The 16,538-nt window shown below is 64.4% G+C and carries 13 protein-coding genes; 6 read left to right on the top strand and 7 right to left on the bottom strand.

Annotated features, from left to right (window positions below):
* Nucleotides 1–252: 252 nt before the first annotated feature.
* Together phnN and nadC are read right to left on the bottom strand one after the other, a co-directional pair.
* Nucleotides 253–2,031, bottom strand: coding sequence for a phosphonate metabolism protein/1,5-bisphosphokinase (PRPP-forming) PhnN (gene phnN / locus CDV44_RS07910; protein ID WP_087687538.1), 1,779 nt, complete (start codon nt 2,029–2,031; stop codon nt 253–255).
* 16 nt (nt 2,032–2,047) lie between these two features.
* Nucleotides 2,048–2,881 (bottom strand): carboxylating nicotinate-nucleotide diphosphorylase, encoded by an 834-nt coding sequence (gene nadC / locus CDV44_RS07905; RefSeq protein WP_087687537.1) that lies wholly within the window; start codon nt 2,879–2,881, stop codon nt 2,048–2,050.
* 309 nt (nt 2,882–3,190) lie between these two features.
* Between nadC and CDV44_RS07900 the strand changes: the two genes are divergently transcribed.
* Nucleotides 3,191–4,507 (top strand): MFS transporter, encoded by a 1,317-nt coding sequence (locus CDV44_RS07900; RefSeq protein ID WP_087687536.1) that lies wholly within the window; start codon nt 3,191–3,193, stop codon nt 4,505–4,507.
* Nucleotides 4,508–4,611: 104 nt separating this feature from the next.
* Here the strand turns inward: CDV44_RS07900 and CDV44_RS07895 are convergent, their stop codons facing one another.
* The 4 genes from CDV44_RS07895 to CDV44_RS07880 form a co-directional block, all read right to left on the bottom strand.
* Nucleotides 4,612–5,610, bottom strand: coding sequence for an XdhC family protein (locus CDV44_RS07895; protein WP_087687535.1), 999 nt, complete (start codon nt 5,608–5,610; stop codon nt 4,612–4,614).
* A 21-nt stretch (nt 5,611–5,631) separates the two neighbouring features.
* Complete coding sequence (locus tag CDV44_RS07890) at nt 5,632–8,040, bottom strand: c-type cytochrome (protein WP_087687534.1); 2,409 nt, start codon at nt 8,038–8,040, stop codon at nt 5,632–5,634.
* On the bottom strand, nt 8,024–8,527 hold the full coding sequence (locus CDV44_RS07885; protein ID WP_087687533.1) for a (2Fe-2S)-binding protein: 504 nt from the start codon (nt 8,525–8,527) through the stop codon (nt 8,024–8,026). Before CDV44_RS07885 ends, CDV44_RS07890 begins: the two co-directional genes overlap by 17 nt.
* A gap of 97 nt (nt 8,528–8,624) precedes the next feature.
* Nucleotides 8,625–9,794: an FAD-dependent monooxygenase gene (locus CDV44_RS07880; protein WP_087687532.1), complete on the bottom strand. Its 1,170-nt coding sequence runs from the start codon at nt 9,792–9,794 to the stop codon at nt 8,625–8,627.
* Nucleotides 9,795–10,119: 325 nt separating this feature from the next.
* Here CDV44_RS07880 and CDV44_RS07875 point away from each other — a divergent pair, with 325 nt between their 5' ends.
* From CDV44_RS07875 to CDV44_RS07855, 5 genes are all read left to right on the top strand, one after another.
* A complete protein-coding gene (locus CDV44_RS07875; RefSeq protein WP_087687531.1) occupies nt 10,120–10,872 on the top strand; it encodes an Asp/Glu racemase in 753 nt (250 codons plus the stop codon).
* Nucleotides 10,873–10,921: 49 nt separating this feature from the next.
* Nucleotides 10,922–11,764: an alpha/beta fold hydrolase gene (locus CDV44_RS07870; RefSeq protein ID WP_087687530.1), complete on the top strand. Its 843-nt coding sequence runs from the start codon at nt 10,922–10,924 to the stop codon at nt 11,762–11,764.
* A 26-nt stretch (nt 11,765–11,790) separates the two neighbouring features.
* Nucleotides 11,791–12,825 carry a 2,5-dihydroxypyridine 5,6-dioxygenase gene (locus CDV44_RS07865; RefSeq protein WP_087687529.1) on the top strand — a complete coding sequence of 345 codons (1,035 nt, stop codon included), beginning with the start codon at nt 11,791–11,793 and terminating at the stop codon, nt 12,823–12,825.
* A gap of 73 nt (nt 12,826–12,898) precedes the next feature.
* Nucleotides 12,899–13,543 (top strand): isochorismatase family protein, encoded by a 645-nt coding sequence (locus tag CDV44_RS07860; protein ID WP_087687528.1) that lies wholly within the window; start codon nt 12,899–12,901, stop codon nt 13,541–13,543.
* 156 nt (nt 13,544–13,699) lie between these two features.
* The gene (locus CDV44_RS07855; RefSeq protein ID WP_087687527.1) at nt 13,700–15,988 is read left to right on the top strand and encodes a molybdopterin cofactor-binding domain-containing protein; all 2,289 of its coding nucleotides are present in this window, start codon (nt 13,700–13,702) and stop codon (nt 15,986–15,988) included.
* Nucleotides 15,989–16,014: 26 nt separating this feature from the next.
* On the opposite strand, the gene CDV44_RS07850 is transcribed toward CDV44_RS07855, so the two are convergent.
* Nucleotides 16,015–16,461: a MarR family winged helix-turn-helix transcriptional regulator gene (locus tag CDV44_RS07850; protein WP_058378695.1), complete on the bottom strand. Its 447-nt coding sequence runs from the start codon at nt 16,459–16,461 to the stop codon at nt 16,015–16,017.
* Nucleotides 16,462–16,538: the final 77 nt, after the last annotated feature.

The raw sequence follows: 16,538 nt of genomic DNA, 5'->3' as shown, positions 1-16,538 counted from the left end.
CCACGCGAAAGCATACTGCCGGGCGCTGGAGGGTCGCGAGCGATGGGGCGTCGGGTCACGCCGGCGAAACCGGGAGGCCGGGACTTGCTCGACGTCAGAAGGGAAATGCCTCACTGCCAAGTCCCCCGTGATATGAGGCGAAGACCTGCCGTTGACGATTTGAATGACTTCAGTTCGCTATTGTATTTAGAGGCGGAAGATTGTCAACGCGGTGCCCGACGCTCATCGAGGCGCTGGCCCAGTCACGTCAAATCATTGAAGCACGATGCCGCTCAGGGCTTGTGCGCGGGCAGCCGCTGCGGCCAGCCGTTGTGGGTCGTTACCGTGCACGCGCAGCAACACGTCACCGGCAAGCACCGATTGCCCGGCGGTGCAAAGCAGATCGACGCCCGCGCCCATATCGCCCGGCGCGCCGGCGTCGCGGGCAATGCCGGAGACTTCCCAGCCATCAATGGATGTCACAACGCCATCGGTCTGCGCAACGATGTCGACGAATGACGCGGCGGGCACGGCGAAATCTTTCCGGCCTTGCGCATCGACAATTTTCTCGAAGGCACGTCGCGCGTTGCCGCTCGCCAGCAGTTGTTCTGCGGCGGCGTGCGCCTTCACAAGATCACCGCCCATCGCCGGGTGCCACGACAGAATGCGGGCCGCAAACGTCAACGCCTTGGCGCGCAGATCCTTGGGGGCAGTGGCATCGTTGTCGAGTACCTGTAGCACGTCGCGCAGTTCCAGCGCGGGGCCGATGCCTCGGCCTATCGGTGCGCGTCCGTCGGTGGCGAACGCCTGCACGGTCATGCCCAACGCCGCGCCCACACGTTCGAAGAGTTCGCCCAGCTTTCGCGCCTGCGCCTCATCCGTCATCTTCGCTTGCGGCCCCCAAGGGAGATCGACGACGACATGCGTGGCGCCTGCGCAAAACTTTTTCGACAGAATCGACGCGACCGACCAACGGCGCGTATCGAGCCGGAGCGGTCGCACCATCGCGTTGGTCACATCGTCCACGCGAGAATGATTGAGCCGGCCGTTCCATACGATGCAGCCGCCAGCCTGCTTGACGGCGGCACGCACCTCCGTGGCATCGAGATCCACCCGCGCGGCCGCTTCCATCGCGTCGGCAGTCCCGGCGGCAGAAGTGATGGCGCGTGATGACGTTTTCGGCATGCACAGTCCGTACGCTACGACGAGCGGTACGACGATCAGCGTGATGCGGCTGCCGGGCACGCCGCCCATCGAGTGCTTGTCGACGACCATCGGCCGCCCCCAGTCGATGCGAGGCATCAACCGTGTTCGCGCCCGGGTGAGCGCAACGATCTCGTCATCGTCGATATGCTCGATCAGTAGTCGCAGCAGCGCTTCGCCCTCATCCGGGGCGTAGCGGTCATACATGAGATCGTCGAGCAGTTGCCCCCACGAGGCTTCATCGAGCGATACCCCCGCACGCTTGGCGTCTGCCAATTCGCGGCTTTTCGGCGGCTGCGCGCAGGACTGCAACGCAGCGGTGAAGCGTGCGATGCCGACGTCGCTCGTGCTGTCATTCGACACACGCACGAGTGGCACGCCAGCGGGATAGGCTGTCACGGTACGAGCCAGCCGTGCGGCGATCTGCTCGGGTGTTTCGCGTCCGCGTCCTGCGATGCGCGCGGCGAGGACTTCCACCGGCGCGCTGACTTCCACGATGACCAGCCGTTGCACGCGGCCGATGAGTTTGGGCAGGATGGCCCGCGAGCCATTGGCGACGACATGACGGCCTTGCGCAAGCACGTCACGCAAGCTGGCATCGAGCCCGTAATGCAGTCCGTGGGCTTGCCAGGTCACCAGAAACGCGCCCGCAGCGTCGCGGGCGGCGAATTCAGTCTCGGTGACGCCGATGTGTGCTTCCCCCGGGGCATCGTCAGCGCGAGTGATGGTGCGCGTCGCGAAGACGAAGCGGCCGCCATCGGTCAGGCACGTGCGTGCACCGTCGATCAGCGTATCCTTGCCGGCCCCGCTGGGGCCGACCACGAAGAAGAATATCCCGGGGAGCGTCATCGTCGATATCCCTTGATCAGGCTTCGTCCAGACCAATATCGACGGCCGGGGCCGATTGCATGATCTTGCTCGTCGAAATGTAGTCGACGCCGGTTTCGGCGATCGGGCGAATCGTCTCCAGACGAATGCCGCCCGAAGCCTCGACCTTGCACTTGCCGCCAATCATCGCGACGGCTTTGGTCATGTCTTCGACCGACATGTTGTCGAGCATGATGACGTCTACGTCGGTATTCAGCGCTTCAGCAACCTGATCGAGACGATCGCACTCGACTTCCACCTTGGTCAGCATCGGCACGAGCTTGCGTGCGCGCGCCACGGCGGCCGTGATACTGCCGGAGACGGCGATGTGGTTGTCCTTGATCATCACGCCGTTGTCCAGCCCCAGACGGTGGTTCAGCCCGCCGCCGCAGCTCACGGCATGCTTTTCCAGCATGCGCAGACCCGGCGTCGTCTTGCGGCTGTCGAGCAGACGGGCGCGCGTGCCTTCGATGGCAGCCACATAGCGGGCCGTCTCGTTGGCGATGCCGCTCATGCGCTGCACGATGTTCAGTGCGGTGCGCTCCGCCGTGAGGATGCTGCGAGCATTGCCCGAGACATGCAGCAGGATGGCGCCCTTCGGGGCGTGCTGCCCGTCGCGCACCTTCACGTCAACCTTGAGCGTCGGGTCGTAACGCAGGAAGATTTGTGCCGCAACGTCGATGCCGGCAACGATTACCGGCTCGCGGGCGTTCATCACGAAGGCACCCGTGGCAGATTCGTCGATCATCGTCTGCGCCGTGAGGTCGCAATAGCCGATGTCTTCGGTAAGCCAAAGGTCGATCAGGCGGTCAACAGCAAAACGGTCGTACATGGCAGCTCCTCGGTCAGGACTCAGAAGGGTTGATTCGTAGCGTACACACTTAATATTTGCGCTTCAAGGAAAACAATTCCATTCAACGGTAGAGGAAAACCCTAGGGCTAGGATGTGGCGTTATACGTCCGCCTTTGTGGGGCTTTGTGCGGCGTGCTGAAGGGCATTGCGCAGGCGTGTTTTGCCACTTATTTTTCTAGCGCATACGCTTTTTATTCATGCTATACATCCGTCAGTGCCGAGCGCACACGCCCGAATTCTCGCCGGGCGGACGATCCACCCAGACTCTTACGCTACCCGGGAATCGCCATGTCCTCTCTCTCTACGCCAGACCTGGTCACGCAAGCGGCCGCGCCGAACACCGACGCCGATGCGTTGTACCGCAAGGTCACGGTGCGGCTGATCACGTTTTTCTGCCTGTGTTATTTCGCCGCCTATCTCGACCGGATCAATGTCGGACTGGCCAAATTACAGATGCTCAGTGCGCTGCAATTCAGCGACACCGTTTATGGCCTCGGGGCCGGTTTGTTCTTCGCCGGCTACATCCTCTTCGAAGTGCCCAGCAATCTGATTCTTCAGAAGGTGGGCGCCAAGCTGTGGATTGCCCGCATCATGATCACGTGGGGCCTGATCTCGGGCGCGACTGCGTTTGTCACCACGCCCACGCAGTTCTACGTGCTGCGTTTTCTGCTCGGCGTCGCCGAGGCGGGGTTCTTGCCCGGTGTGCTGCTGTATCTGACGCGCTGGTATCCCGATGAACGCCGCGCGCGCATCATCGCGTTGTTTATGGTCGGCTTGCCGCTCTCCAGCATGATCGGCAGCCCATTGTCGGGCTGGATCATGCAGATGTTCGACGGTGCGCACGGATTCGGCGGCTGGCAGTGGCTGTTCGTTATCGAGGCCATTCCGTCGGTCGTGCTCGGGGTGGCGATCTTCATGTATCTGCCGAACGACATTGCATCTACCCGATGGCTCACGCCGCAGGAGAAGGCGGTGCTGCTGGCCAATCTCGACAAGGACGCCGGCGTTCACAAGCGCCACAACCTGGGCGCGGCGTTCACCGATCTGAAGGTCTGGGTTCTCGGGCTGGTTGACCTGTGCGTGCTGCTCGGCTTGTACGGCGTGAGCTTCTGGCTGCCGACGATCCTGAAGGACACGGGCGTGCGCGACACGTACACGATCGGCTGGCTGATGGCCATTCCGAATGCACTCGCCGTCGTCGGCGTGCTGGTGTGGGGCGCGCGCTCGGATCGCCTGCGGGAGCGACGCTGGCACATCGTGCTGCCGTTCTTGCTGTCGGCCGTGGCGATGTTCATCTTCGCCAGCGGTAACCATGGCACCGCAATGACGGTGGTGCTGTTCTCGCTGATCAATCTGGGCGCAGCCGCCGCCATGCCGGTGGTGTGGGCGTTGCCGTCGACCTTCCTGAAGGGATCGGCGGCAGCGGCAGGCATTGCCTTTGCTTGCTCGCTGGCCAATCTCGGCGGCTTCTTCAGCACGTACTTCATCGGCTGGCTGCGCGACACGTTCCACTCGCAGTCGGCCGGCATCTACGGCTTTGGCGTCTGCATGGTGATTGGCTGCGCACTCGCGCTGTCGTATCCGAAACACGTGGTAAATCGTTGAGCGCAGCGCGGGCACCGGACGGTGCCCCGTGTCGCGATACAGGAAAGTAAAAAGCCGGCAAAAGCCGGCTTTTTTTTGCGCGTTGCTGATCGCGATCGATTTGCTTAGCCGGCGAGCGCCTTGCCGGCCTGCACATCCATCAACGACATCACCGGCAAGCGGTGCCGCCGCGCGGTCAATTCCGCGGCAATCGACACGGCAATTTCCGGCGGCGTACGCCCGCCCAAGTGCAGCCCCACGGGGCCCCGCAGACGCGCGAGCGCGGCTTGCGTCACGCCAAAGAGCTGCAACCGCTCGCGACGCTTGTCGTTATTTCTGCGTGAGCCGATCGCGCCGACGTAAAACGCGGGCGACATGAGGGCTTCCATCAGCGCAAGGTCATCGAGCTTGGGGTCGTGCGTGAGTGCAACGACCGCCATGCGCGAGTCGGGACGCATGCCGATGACGGTATCGTCCGGCATGGTGCGCACCAGCGTGACGCCCGGCATGTGCCAACCATCGCGATATTCCTCGCGCGGATCGCAGACCGTGACGGCGTAATCGAGCGTGAGTGCAATGTTGGCGACGTATTGGGTGAGCTGCCCTGCGCCGATAAGCAGCAGCCGCCAGGTTGGGCCGTGGGTGGTAACGAGCTTTGACGCGTCGAACACGCAAGCGTCGCCGTCGCCGTGCTCGGCGAGCGGTGTCAGTGTGACGCGTCCCGTGGTCATGTCGAGCGTGCGACGCATGGCGCGGCCGTTGCAGATCGCTTCGATAAGACCGGGCAGGGCGCTGGCGCTGGACAGCGTTTCGCGCACCAGCCGCATCGTGCCGCCGCAGGGCAATCCGAAGCGATGCGCTTCGTCGGCACTGACGCCATACTCGACGAGTTCGGGGAGCGGTCCGGGCGGGCCGTCGCGTTGCAAGCGGTCGATCAGATCGTCTTCAATGCAGCCACCCGACACCGAGCCGACGAGCCGGCCGTCATCGCGAATCGCCAGCGTGGCACCCGGTGGACGCGGTGACGAGCCCCATGTCGCGACGACGGTGAACAACTGCACACCACGCCCCTGCGATAGCCAGCGTGAAGCGGTTTCGAGAACTTCGCGATCGACGCTGTGCATGGGCGGGGGCTCCGTGGCGGGTCAGTGAGAGGGTGCGGTGCGGGCGCGTGCCGCCGCGGCGTCGAGGTCTCGCCACGCGGGCTGGTCAGGTGCATAGCGAGCGCGAATATACGACGCGAGCTCGGCGATCTGACGATCGTCGAATGCATCCCGGAAACCCGGCATGTAGCCGAGCGCTTCGGTAGCGGGCTGGTCGATGCCATTCATCAGGACATGCATGAGGTTGTCGGGCTTGGCCTGACTCACGCTCGTGTTGAGCCCCATGAGCGGGCGCACGCCGAAGTGTCCGACGCCGCCCGACTCGGTATGGCAGACGGCGCATGCCGCCTCGAAGGTGCGCCGTCCATTCTCCATGCCTAGCGTTGTCGCGAGATCGACGCCGCTGGCGCGTTGCCGCGCAAGGTCGGCGACTTGCGACGCATCCGCCTGCGGTGAGAGCGAGGCGATGTAATGCGCAATCGCCCGGACATCCGTTTCGGGCAGCGCGGCGAGGCCGGACACGACAGGTGCCATCGGCCCGGCGGCGACCCCGTGCTCAGGCGAGAAACCGGTTCGCAGGTAGTCGAACAGCGCGGCTTCTGTCCACGGCACCGGCGCATCGGGGGAAGCTACAAGCGGCGGTGCGCGCCAGCCTTCGGCCTCGCCACCGCGCAAATACAGCTTCTCGCGTTCGGCGCCGAGCATGTTGCGTGGCGTGTGACAGGCACCGCAATGGCCCGCCCCATCGACGAGGTAGCGGCCGCGATTCCATAACGTCGATTGCGCAGGATCGGGGCGATATTCGGCCGTGTCGTGATACAGCCAGTTCCAGCCGGCCACCAGACGCCGCTGGTTGAGCGGGAAGGGCAGCGCAGTCTTCGGCGGCGTATTCGCGACGGCGGGCTGCGACATCAGGTAGGCGTACAGGGCGAGCATGTCGGGCTCGCTCATCTTTGCGAACGCGGTGTACGGGAAGGCCGGATACAGATGAGCGCCGTCGCGCGAAATGCCCTCACGCATGGCACGCGCGAATGCAGCGTAAGACCACCGCCCGATGCCGGTCTCGGCGTCCGGGGTGAGGTTGGTCGAGTAGACGGTGCCGAATGGCGTCTCCAGCGCGAGACCGCCTGCATTAACCGCGCCGCCCGCGGCCGTATGACAGACGGCACAGTCGCCGGCCAACGCGACCTGACGGCCGCGCTCCAGCGTTGCGCTGGACCATAGCGTGTTGTCTGCCGCAGCAATCGGCGCAAGCGCGGGTGCACCGGGCAACATGGCACACGCCAGTCCGATCAAGCCGCCAACCACGCCGCCAATCCCTCCGCCCGCGAGCCAGCGGCGCCAGCGGGCCGGGCGACGCTGATTGGCGGGAGCATTTTCCGGTGACACGTTCGCGTCGCGAAGTGCATCGCGCAGACTGGCCGGATCGAAGGGCGGCCGTCGCAGCCGAACGCCGGTGGCATCGAACAACGCGTTGGCAATTGCGGCGGCAGCCGGTGCCGCAGAGCGCGCCAGACGCTCGGCGTCGAGGCTTGAAAGGGGAGTGTCGGCGCTGTCCGGCGTAGTGCTGGCCTGCGTCAAAGCGCGTCGGAGTGCGACTGCCAAAGCGGCCTGTCCGTCGTCGGCGCTACCCGTTTCATCGTGCGTCGGCGCGGCATTCCACGCCATTCCCAACGCGCGCTGCATCGCGTCAGTGATTTGCCATGCAGGCAGGCCGCCAACTTCTGGCGCTGCACCAGGCTCGCCGGTGGCCTGACCGGCAACCACGCGGCGAATGGCGATTTCACCCGACTGCGGATTGACGTCGAGATCGACGACCCATGCCGACCATGTATCCGGGGCAGCGCCCTCGTCAGCAACCGATGCCTCGCCATCGAACGCGAAACCTCGTCCGCGCTGCCAGCCGGCGGGAGCACTGATGGTGTCGGCCCGTTCCGGCACCCCCCACGCAGCGCGCTGCGCCACCATGCGAATCACTTCGCGGGCACCGGCGTCGCGCTCGGGGTCGAGATGATATAGCCGGTAGCCGACCGGGTCCTGATCGGCTTCGGCGGCCACTTCATCCATGAACGATTCGCGCGCGAACGTATGGGCTTGCGGTGGAATGCGGTGGCCCGCGTCACTCACCTGCATCGCGCTCGCATCGAGGCGATACAACTGCGGCGGCAGTGCGCCGGCATCGTGCGAAGGCAGCACGGGAAGCGCTGCGTCGCCGGGTGCGATGTCGCTGCCAACGTCTGCGCGATAGTGCCAGGTGCGGAGTGTGCCGTCAGTGCGCGTTTGGGCCGCCACATCGAGATGCGCGACCGCAGCGCCGTCACGCGTGGGCCAGCCGTAGGTGGCATGCGGCCCGTCACCTTGTGGCGATGTCGCATCAGCCTCGCTCAGCTCGGCACCGTGGGAGCTGCCGTCAAGCGCGCGATGGCGCGCGTCGTCATCGAGCCGGGTCATGTCGCAGATATTGCGCCGCGCGGTGCACGGCCTTGACGATTTCGTAGTGCGTGCCGCAGCGGCACAGGTTGAAGCGCAGCGCGTCATGAATCGCAGCGTCGTCGGGCATCGGGTTGCGGTCGAGCAACGCCTTGGTGCTCATGATCATGCCGTTCAGGCAATAACCGCACTGGGCCGCCTGCTCGTCGATGAACGCGCGCTGGATGGGGTGCAGGTCGTCGACGCCGCCCAAGCCTTCGAGCGTCGTGACTTCGCGTTCGCGTGCCACGCTCACGGGCACAACGCACGAGCGTGTCGGCTGGCCATCGACCAGTACCGTGCAGGCGCCGCACTGACCCAGTCCGCAGCCATACTTGGGGCCGTTAAGCGCAAGATCGTTGCGCAACACATAGAGCAGCGGCGTATCGGGCGTGGCGTCGGCCACGGTGTGCCGCGTGCCGTTTATGCACAGCGCGATCGGTCCTGCAACAGAATTCGGTACAGCCATGGGCAGGCTCGCAGACGAAGAATCGGGGTGACGTCATCCGGACCGCATACGTCGGACACATCACCCCGCAGGTTCATGCAAGTCCCGTGCCCGGCACTCAGGCGGCAGCCGTCAACGGCGGCGCCACCGTAAGCGACGAGGCGGGAACGAGGGGAATCTCGAACACATCGTAGCCGAATACCCAAGCCGGATCCTCATTGGTGCGCAGCCACGTATTGTTGTGGGACACGCGCTGCACCTCGGAGGCGCGCGCCGCGCGATTCGCTTCGTAAAGCGCAAAGGCGTTGCCGTAGTCCGTCACGCCGACTTCATCGAGGCAGCGCGTGAGCATCGCGGCGTCTTCAATAGCCATGGCAGCGCCTTGTGCCATGTGCGGCTTCATCGGGTGGCAGGCGTCACCCAGCAGCACCAGACGTCCGCGACTCCACATCGGCAACGGGTCGCGCTCCAGCAGCGGCCATTTGGTGATCGTCGGCGAGACTTCAATCAGGTGCTGCACGTCGGCGTGGTAACCCGCAAACGCCTCGAGCATTTCCTCGCGGCTGCTCGGCAGCATCGATACGCCCTCCGGCCATTCCTTCTGCGGCACACCGGTCACGTAGTAATACTCGTCCTTCTTCTCGGTCACGTAGTAGACCATCATGTGGCGATCTTCGGACCACCACTTCACGCACATGTCGTAAGGCTTGTTGGCCAGCAACGACGCCGGGAACACGGCACGGTGTGCCACATAGCCCGTGTAGCGCGGGGGCTCGGCGCCCAGCAGATGCTCGCGAATCTTCGAATTGACGCCGTCCGCACCGATCAGGATGTCGGCCGTCTCGGTCGTGCCGTCCGTGAAGGTCAGGCGCACCTCATTGCCCGTGTCTTCCACCGATTGCAGACATTTGCCGAAACGGATCGTGCCGGGGGCAACCGCCTGCGTCATCAACGCGTGAAAGTCGCCACGGTGTACGGTCAGGTAGGTCGCGCCATAGGTCTTCAGCGCAAAGTCACCCAACGGAATCTGGGACAGCGCTTCGGCCGTCTTCCAGTCACGGCTGTACCAGAAGTCAGGGTGCGAGCCCATCACGTTCAGCGCATCTTCGATACCCAGGCGACGCATGATCTTCATCACGTTGGGCCCGAGGTGAATGCCAGCGCCCAGGCGGGAGAAGGCGGGTGCCTGCTCGTACAGCGCGACGTCGTAGCCGCTGCGTTCCAACAGGCCGGCTGCGGCCGTGCCGCCCAGGCCGGCGCCAATGATGGCGATGCGTGGTTTGCTCATGGAGGCTCCTGATCGTACGCCCGGCACGGTCATGGACAAGAGAGATGTCCGGGCTGGTTGAGTTCGGTGATTCGTAGCGTACACACGATAAATTTCAATCGCAAGCGAAAAAATACCGTCTCCGTGTTTACCCGAAATCAAATGATTGATTTTCTTTTTCAGTAAGGGTTTTCGCGGAATTTACCGGCTTCGCAATGATTTTGTCTTGTATTGCGAAAATCAAATGTGTGCGCTAGAGTTTCTCGCACCTTGACCATTTATCGTGTGTGCACGACAAATTTGCCGCACGCCAATCAGGTCGCCACCCCCTCGGGAGAATGCCCTTATGAGCAAGCGCTACCGCATCGGCCAGATCGTGCCGAGTTCCAACACCACCATGGAAACCGAGATCCCCGCGATGCTGCGGCTGCGCGAGACGATCCGGCCGGAGCGGTTCACGTTCCATTCAAGCCGGATGCGCATGAAAAAGGTCGTGAAGGAAGAGCTCGCCGCGATGGATGCCGAGTCGGATCGCTGCGCCCTCGAACTGAGCGACGCGCGTGTGGACGTGCTGGGCTACGCCTGCCTGGTCGCGATCATGGCCATGGGACACGGCTATCACCGCATCTCGCAAAAGCGGCTGACCGAGCAGACCATTGCCAATGGCGGCGCAGCGCCGGTGCTCACCAGCGCAGGGGCGCTTGTCGATGCACTGCGCGTGATCGGCGCGAAGCGCATCGTGGTAGTCGCGCCGTACATGGTGCCGCTGACCGAACTCGTCGTCGATTACATCCGCAACGAAGGTTTCGACGTCATTGCCTACCGCGCGCTGGAAATCCCCGACAACCTCGACGTCGGCCGCCACGATCCGAGCCGCTTGCCGGATATCGTAAAGACACTGCCTTATCAGGAGGCTGACGCGATCGTCTTGTCGGCGTGCGTGCAAATGCCGTCGCTGCCGGCCGTCGCGCAGGTTGAGGCCATGACGGGCAAGCCGGTGATCACCGCCGCCATCGCCACGACCTACGCGATGCTGCGCGAGCTGGATCTCGAGCCGATCGTGCCGGGGGCGGGTGCGCTGCTGTCTGGTGCGTACTGATTCGCCGGCCTTTCCTGTTCGACGTTCTGACTATCCCGGAGTCTGTTTTATGCCCTCGACTTTTCAGTACGGCGCGAATGTTGCCGCCAACGGCATTCGTCAGCATTACCTGCGCTACGGCGGCACGCACGGCGCACGTGCGGCGCGACCGGCCATCGTGCTCATTCCCGGCATCACCAGTCCCGCGGTGACGTGGGGCTTCGTCGGCGAAGTACTCGGCCGGGAGTTCGATACCTATGTACTTGACGTGCGCGGGCGCGGATTGTCGAGCGCATCCCCGGAACTGGACTACAGCCTCGACGCGCAAGCCGACGACGTTGCAGCACTGATCGCTGCGCTCAAGCTGGACCGTGTGATCTTCGTCGGCCACTCGATGGGCGCACGCATTGCCGCGCGCACCGCAATGCGCGAGCCGCGAGGTTTGGTGTCGGTCGTGCTGATCGATCCGCCCGTGTCCGGCCCGGGCCGTCGCGAATATCCCGGCAAGTTGCCGTGGTACGTCGACTCGATGGCACTCGCCCGTGCCGGCACGGACGCCGAGGGCATGCGCGCGTTCTGCCCCACGTGGACCGAAGAAGAGCGCACGCTGCGCGCCGAATGGCTGCATACCTGCGACGAGCGCGCAGTGCTGGCGTCATACGAAGGTTTCCACACGGACGACTTCCACGCCGATGCCGCGCGCCTGCACGTGCCGTCCTTGTTGATCACGGCGCAGAACGGCGACGTCGTGCGCGACGACGATGTGGCCGAGTTGCAGCAGGCCACGCCGACGATGCGCCACGTGCGCGTGCCCAACGCCGGGCACATGATTCCCTGGGACAACGCGGCCGGCTTCTACGCCGCGTTCGGCGATTTCCTCGGGGCAACGCTCGGCGGCCCGGTCAGCGCCTGACGTCACACAGAAACAGGAGCCAACCCATGGCGATTAGCGATTTCCAATTGATCGAAGCGTGGAAAGAGGTGCTCACGCTCTCGAAGCTAGAGCGCGGCCAGACCGTCACGATTCTCACCAGCGCGTCGACGCATCCGCAAACGCTCCAGTGCGCATTGATCGCCACGCAGTCGATGGGCGCCATCGTCAACCGGCTCGATCTGCCGCCGGTCAATGGCGATAAGGCATTCAGCCGCGACTCGCTGGCGTATCTCGGCACGACACCGCTGACCGGCAACCGCGCCGCGATTGCTGCGCTCAAGGAAAGCGACCTCGTGCTCGACCTGATGACGCTGTTGTTCTCGCCGGAACAGCACGACATTCTCAAAAGCGGCACGAAGATCCTGTTGGCGGTGGAGCCGCCGGAGGTGCTGGCGCGCATGGTGCCGACGCTGGCCGACAAGGTGCGCGTGCTGGCGGCTGCGGCCAAGCTGAACGCCGCGCGGGAGATGCGGGTGACGTCGCCGGCAGGCACATCGTTCATTTGCCCGATGGGCGAATTCGGTCCGACGGCGGAATACGGCTTCGTCGACGAGCCGGGGCGATGGGATCACTGGCCGAGCGGCTTTGCGTTGTCGTACCCGAATGATCACACCGCGCACGGCACTATCGTCATCGATCGCGGCGACATCCTTCTGCCGCAAAAGCGCTACGTCACCGAGCCGATCGTCCTGACCGTCGAGAAGGGTTATGCGACACGCATCGAAGGCGGCGTCGATGCCGCGCTGCTGCGTGACTACATGGAGACGTTCCGCGACCCGGAGGGCTACGCCATTTCGCACATCGGCTGGGGGCTGCAACCGCGTGCGCGCTGGTCAACGCTGGGCCTGTACAACAAGGAAGCGACCATCGGCATGGATGCACGCGCCTTCGAAGGCAACTTTCTGTTCTCGCTCGGCCCGAACAACGAAGGCGGCGGCAGCCGCACCACGACGTGCCACATCGACATTCCGCTGCGCAACTGCACCGTGTCGCTCGATGACGCTGTCGTAGTGAAAGACGGCCGAGTGATCAACGAATGAGTCGTGCGGCACGACGCCCCGCAGCACATCCCGGGCCACGACCCGGCCAGCATTTCACCGCGAGACAACCGACATGAGTGATACCCCGCAACACGCCGAAGCCCACGTCTATCAGCGGCAAGGCTTCGGCACGCCGCTGCCGGTGCACGGCAACATCGGCTTGCTGATTGTCGATCTGGTGGTCGGCTTTGCCGATCCGAAGACCTTTGGCGGTGGCAACATTCCCCAGGCCATCGCACGAACGGTCGATGCGCTGGCATTGGCGCGCCAGCACGGCTGGCCCGTGGCGCATAGCCGCATCGTCTACGCCGACGATGGCAGCGATGACAACGTTTTCTCGCTCAAGGTGCCGGGCATGGCAACGCTCACGGAAGATCACCCGAACAGCGCCATCGTGCCCGAGCTCACCCCGGCGCCGGGCGAACTGGTGGTTCGCAAGGTCGTGCCGTCGGCATTCTTCGGCACGCAGCTCGCGCCTTGGTTGTCGCAGCGTGCCGTGCAGACGCTGCTCGTTGCCGGGGCGGTGACCAGCGGCTGCGTGCGGGCCAGCGTCGTCGACGCAATGTCGTACGGTTTTCGCCCGCTCGTGTTGTCCGACTGCGTGGGTGACCGCGCCATTGCGCCGCACGAGGCGAATCTGTTCGATATGCAGCAAAAATATGCGGCAGTGATGCCGCTGGCGGATGCGATCGACGAGATCGAGAAGCGCACCCGCTGACAGAAAGGCTGCGCGGCGGTGCTGGCGTCACCGGCGGCCGCGCGCCATTCCGAACCGAGGGCAGTGGATGCTGCGGTTGACGCGCCAATATTGTCCCCCTAGCGTGATGACTGGCACGGTGCGAGGGCACCTGCCGAACCACAGGAATCTCCGCTCGTGAACCGCTCTGAATTGCTGGCGCGCGACGGCTGCCTGACGGTAATCCGCCAGCCTGCCGTGCCGATCAAGCCTGCGCCCGGCCAGCCCGGCAGTCATTCGACTTTCGTGCCCGTCGTGCCCGAGGTCTTTGTCGCCGTGCTCGACGACGGCCGCATCCTTGCGTTCAACGGTCACGTCGACCTCGGTACCGGCATCCGCACATCGCTCGCGCAGATTGTCGCGGAGGAACTTGACGTCGAGGCCGCGCAGGTTCAGATGCAGTTGGGTCACACCGACGCCACGCCGAATCAGGGCCCGACCATCGCGAGCGCGACCATTCAGATCTCCGCGGTGCCGCTGCGCTGCGCGGCGGCGCAAGCGCGCCACGCGCTGATCGAACTGGCGGGCCGCCGCTTCGGCATTCCGGTAACAAATTTGCGCTGCGACGGCGGCCGTGTCTTCGGCGAAACCGATGCCGGCGCCGCGTGCAGCGCTTCGTTTGCAGAGCTGGTAAAAGGTGAGCGCGTTGCTCTCACGCTTGACCTGCAAACGCCCGTCAAAGACCCCGCGACGTATCGGATCGTTGGCAAATCGTCGCGCCGTGTCGATTTGCCGGCCAAGGCGAGCGGGCAACTAACGTTCGTGCACGACATGCGCGTGCCGGGCATGCTGCACGGCCGTGTGGTCCGGCCGCCCTACAGCGGTATTGATACAGGGGCGTTCGTCGGCACGTCGCTACTATCGGTCGATGAGTCGTCCGTCGCGCATTTGCCGGGCCTGAAGGCCGTTGTCGTCATCGGAGACTTTGTTGGTGTAGTCGCGCTGCGTGAGGAGCAAGCCATCCGTGCGGCGCGCGAACTTCGCGTGACGTGGAAGCCATTGCCCGCGCTACCGTCGATGGATGATCCGGCGGCAGCCATTGCCTTGGCACCGGCAAAACGCCGGGCGTTGCTGGAGGAGGGCGATGTCGATGCCGCGTTCGCTCGCGATGACGTCGTGACGCTTGAGCGCACCTACGTCTGGCCCTATCAGATGCATGGTTCGATCGGGCCGTCGTGCGCACTGGCAGACTATCGCGCCGCTGATGCCGGGCGAATCACCGTTTGGTCCGGCACGCAGAATCCGGTGTCGTTACGTTACGACCTCGCGCAGCTGATTTCGCGTGACGAGGCGGACATCGATATCGTTCGCATGGAGGCGGCAGGCTGCTATGGGCGCAATTGTGCCGACGACGTATGTGGCGACGCCTTGCTGCTTTCGCGTGCAGTCGGTGCGCCCGTGCGCGTGCAACTGTCGCGTGCCGACGAACATCTGTGGGAGCCGAAAGGCACGGGGCAGGTGGTCGAGGTGCGCGGTGCCGCCACCCGGGCTGGCGAATTGCTCGCCTATGACTTTGCCTCGCGTTACCCGTCAAATGACGCACCGATTCTAGCGGCACTGTTGACGGGGCAAGTCGCGCCGATCGGCGGCGTCTTCGAGATGGGTGACCGCACGGCAGTCTCGCCGTATGAGAGCCCGAACCGGCGCTTTGCTTGCGACGACATGGCGCCGCTCGTGCGCGCGTCATGGTTTCGCGGCGTCTCGGCACTCCCCAATTCGTTTGCACATGACTCGTTTGCCGATGAAATGGCCGCCGCCACCGGTGTCGATCCGTTGCGGTTCAAGCTGGCTCACCTTAAAGACCCGCGCGCCATCGAACTGGTGACGGCGGTCGCTGCACGCGCCGGCTGGACGCCGCGCTCGCAAGATTCGTCGCGCTGGGAAACGGAACAACGCTACGTGCGCGGGCGCGGCGTGGCCTATGCGCGCTACGTCCATAGCCGCTTCCCGGGCTTCGGTGCGGCATGGTCGGCGTGGATTGCCGATGTGGTGGTCGATCGTGTGACGGGGGAGGTTCGGGTCGAGCGAGTGACGGTCGGCCAGGACACCGGCACGATGATCAATCCCGATGGGGTGCGCCATCAACTGCACGGCAACGTCGTGCAGGTGCTCAGCCGCTCGCTCAAAGAGCGCGTTCGCTTCGTCGATGGGCGGGTGGCGAGTCGCGAGTGGGGCAGCTATCCGATTCTGACGTTTGCCGAACTGCCGGCACTGGACGTCGTGCTCATGCCGCGTCAGGGGGAGCCGCCGATGGGCGCAGGGGAGTCGGCATCGGTGCCGGGCCCGGCGGCACTGGCCAACGCAATCTACGACGCGACGGGTGTGCGCATCGTTGCACCGCCGTTCACGCCGGAGACCGTGCGCGGCGCGTTGGCGCAGGCTGGGCGGTTGCTGCGTTCATCACAACCGACGGCCACGTCAACGTAACCGCAGGGGCGCCCAGTGTGCGCGCCTCATTCTGCCGCATCGGCATCCATCATCTTTCGCATGAGGAATACCAGCGCCACGCGCTCGGCCGGATTCAGCGCACCGTAAGTCCGCTCAGTCACTTCCTTGGCAAAGGGCACGGTGTGATTGATCAGGGCCAGCCCTTGTTCGGTAGCGGTCACGAGCAGCTTGCGCCCATCGCTGGGGTCGGCCGTGACTTCGATGAGCTTTCGCGCCTTCAGCCGCTCGATCACGCCGCGAATGGTCGCCTGGTCGATCGCCGTCGTCTTGACGATGTCGTTGAGCGAGCACGATTGCTTTTCCTTGACCGTGCACAGCGCGACAAACTGGGCCGCCGTCAGATCCGAATCGGGGATGGCGTCCTGAAAGATGGCGACGTGGCGCTGATAGGCGCGCCGAAGCAGGTGGCCGATCTGATCGTGGAAGTCGTAAGAGTCTTTTCGCGACGTCATGAGGCGGTGCTCAGGTTGGAGTGGGTGAAGTGTACACCCTGTAAGCGCTGCCACTAAAGCGCTGTTATCAGGGGATT

This window comes from Pandoraea sp. PE-S2R-1, from assembly GCF_002179865.1.
GTDB lineage: Bacteria > Pseudomonadota > Gammaproteobacteria > Burkholderiales > Burkholderiaceae > Pandoraea.
The sequence above is the reverse complement of the archived record's forward strand: the minus strand, read 5'-3'. Positions and strand labels throughout refer to the sequence as shown.